The sequence below is a fragment of the Hydrocoleum sp. CS-953 genome (genome assembly GCF_002260545.1).
Taxonomy (GTDB): Bacteria; Cyanobacteriota; Cyanobacteriia; order Cyanobacteriales; family Microcoleaceae; genus Trichodesmium.
The window spans coordinates 1-2672 of sequence record NZ_LGSU01000299.1 but is presented as its reverse complement, the minus strand read 5'-3'; the positions used below and the strand labels follow the sequence as shown (position 1 = coordinate 2672).

Genomic DNA, 2672 nt, shown 5'->3' with positions numbered 1-2672 from the left:
TGAGTGACACTTCAGTTATCAAGTAATTAACACAAATAAAATAAATTATTCCCTAATTATTATCCAGTTAATATTCATTATTCTTCTGTATACGGACGCCCTTATGCAATGTCTCTTCCCCCCTCCTCCAACACTCCCGTACGGACGCCCTTATGCAACGTCCCTCCTCCACCCAATCAAATATAGCAAGATTTTTGAGAAATGGTATAATACCCACTAGCTCTCTGGAATAAAATTAAGCCATTGCTTCACTAAAACTAGCTTGAAGGACGAAAATGAAACGAAAAAGAAAAAAACACTTATTAGAAATAGTTCTAGCTTTTTTGTCAATCAGTTTAATTGCCTGTCAACCGACTATCCAATCTAATCCTGAATCAACAGACAAAACGATGCCGGGTAAAGGGGTAAGAGTAAGCTCTGGCTCTAGTATCTCAACCTATGCAGTATTTTTAACAGAAATTATTAATGTTGGTCTAGAAAAACTTGGTTATCAAACTGAAGCCGTCAAACAGCTCAGTGTTCCCATAGTGCATATTTCTGTCAGTAACGGAGACTTAGATTTCTACACCAATCATTGGGAAAAACTCCAAAATAAATTTTTTATAGAAAACGGAGGCGAAGATAAATTCCAGCGGGTGGGAATTATTGTTGACAATGCTTTGCAAGGGTATCAAATTGACAAAAAAACCGCCGATCAATATAAAATAACTAGCTTAGACCAACTTAAAGATCCCAAAATTGCCCAACTTTTTGACTCGGATGGTGATGGCAAAGCTAACTTAACAGGTTGTAATCCTGGATGGGGTTGTGAATTGGTGATTGAGCATCACTTGGATGTTTATGGACTGAGGGATACGGTTGAACACGATCAAGGTAATTATGATATTTTGTTGGCAGATGTAGTAGCTCGCAACCGACTAGAAAAACCTATTCTCTATTATACTTACACTCCTCACTGGGCACCTGCAGTGTTAGAACCTGGTAAGGATGCAATCTGGATAGAAGTTCCTTTCACTTCTCTACCAGAAGAACAGGGAGAAGTTTCAGAACAAGAAACTATGCTAGATGGAAAAAATCTAGGTATTGCGGTTGATAGGGTGCGGATAGTAGCAAACAATAAATTTTTGCAAGCTAATCCAGCAGCTAAACGTCTGTTTGAGCTGGTTTATTCCTATTGAAGATGTTAATGCTCAACAAAAACTCGTACAAGATGGTGAAAATAACTCAAAAGATTTCCGTCGCCATGNCTCCTCACTGGGCACCTGCAGTGTTAGAACCTGGTAAGGATGCAATCTGGATAGAAGTTCCTTTCACTTCTCTACCAGAAGAACAGGGAGAAGTTTCAGAACAAGAAACTATGCTAGATGGAAAAAATCTAGGTATTGCGGTTGATAGGGTGCGGATAGTAGCAAACAATAAATTTTTGCAAGCTAATCCAGCAGCTAAACGTCTGTTTGAGCTGGTTTCAATTCCTATTGAAGATGTTAATGCTCAACAAAAACTCGTACAAGATGGTGAAAATAACTCAAAAGATTTCCGTCGCCATGCAGAGGAGTGGGTCAAGAAAAATCAAGATAAGTTTGATGGTTGGGTAGAAGAGGCAAGAAAGACAGGAACAAATTTGTCAGAGAATTGATGTTTTTTTTAAACCTTTGTCATATAATCCACCATAGTATAACAAATTTAGTTTAGATGAAAATTATTCAGAAAGATAGAGATGGTTTGCAATGCTTTATTGGGTTAGACAGACCAACCCTGAATCAGCCCAGTAACGGTGGATTGAGGGTCAAAACTTATAAATCTCAGACACTTGCTTNGGAACAAATTTGTCAGAGAATTGATGTTTTTTTTAAACCTTTGTCATATAATCCACCATAGTATAACAAATTTAGTTTAGATGAAAATTATTCAGAAAGATAGAGATGGTTTGCAATGCTTTATTGGGTTAGACAGACCAACCCTGAATCAGCCCAGTAACGGTGGATTGAGGGTCAAAACTTATAAATCTCAGACACTTGCTTGGGAGGACTGTAGAAATTTGTCCCTCGTTATGACCCATAAACATCGTCTGTACAATACAGGTTTTAGCGGTGGTAAAATTGTTGTAGCGATGGCCGATTGTCAAGCCTGCAAGAAAGATCTATTGAGTTTTATCGGTTCTATGCTGAATGATCTTAACGGTTTGATGTACACTGGTTGTGACTTAAATACTTCCTTGGAGGACATGGAATATCTCAGAAACCACTGTCCTTATATTCTGGCATCTCTAGATTCTCAAGTTGACCCGAGTATTGCCACAGCTTATGGTGTAGTGGGTAGTATTCAAGGTATTTTTGGAAAAAATCTTGAGGGATTAGTTTTTCTGGTTCATGGTTCGGGAAAGGTGGGTAAAGCTACTGCTCTAGCTCTCCAAAAACTGGGAGCAAGTATTATGACTTATGATATAGTCCCCCAGCGAGCCGATCTTCCGAATTGCAAGAACATCTCACAGGATCATAACTGGTGGGATATTCCCTGTGATGCATTAGTTCCTTGTTCCATCAGTGGTCTAATTACACCAGAAATTGCCGATTCCTTGCAGTGTCAATATATTAGAGTTGTTGGGAAATAAGGTAAAATGGTTCAAGCAGAAATTGGCCAGAAGAATGCTAAATATTGAACGAGCCTTAAAA

The 2672-nt window shown here is 38.5% G+C and carries 3 protein-coding genes; all 3 read left to right on the top strand.

Annotation, left to right across the window (positions count from 1 at the left end):
- Positions 1-275 precede the first annotated feature (275 nt).
- Positions 276-1178 carry a glycine betaine/L-proline ABC transporter substrate-binding protein ProX gene (proX, locus tag AFK68_RS02720; protein WP_094671434.1) on the top strand — a complete coding sequence of 301 codons (903 nt, stop codon included), beginning with the start codon at positions 276-278 and terminating at the stop codon, positions 1176-1178.
- 179 nt (positions 1179-1357) lie between these two features.
- The gene (locus tag AFK68_RS02715) at positions 1358-1636 is read left to right on the top strand and encodes a glycine betaine ABC transporter substrate-binding protein (RefSeq protein ID WP_371357209.1); all 279 of its coding nucleotides are present in this window, start codon (positions 1358-1360) and stop codon (positions 1634-1636) included.
- A 261-nt stretch (positions 1637-1897) separates the two neighbouring features.
- Positions 1898-2611 (top strand): Glu/Leu/Phe/Val dehydrogenase dimerization domain-containing protein, encoded by a 714-nt coding sequence (locus tag AFK68_RS02705; protein ID WP_094671428.1) that lies wholly within the window; start codon positions 1898-1900, stop codon positions 2609-2611.
- Positions 2612-2672: the final 61 nt, after the last annotated feature.

Excerpts from the sequence above, each read along its gene's own strand:
- proX (WP_094671434.1), top strand. The coding sequence starts at position 276 with ATGAAACGAAAAAGAAAAAAACACTTATTAGAAATAGTTCTAGCTTTT.
- AFK68_RS02715 (WP_371357209.1), top strand. The coding sequence starts at position 1,358 with ATGCTAGATGGAAAAAATCTAGGTATTGCGGTTGATAGGGTGCGGATA.
- AFK68_RS02705 (WP_094671428.1), top strand. The coding sequence starts at position 1,898 with ATGAAAATTATTCAGAAAGATAGAGATGGTTTGCAATGCTTTATTGGG.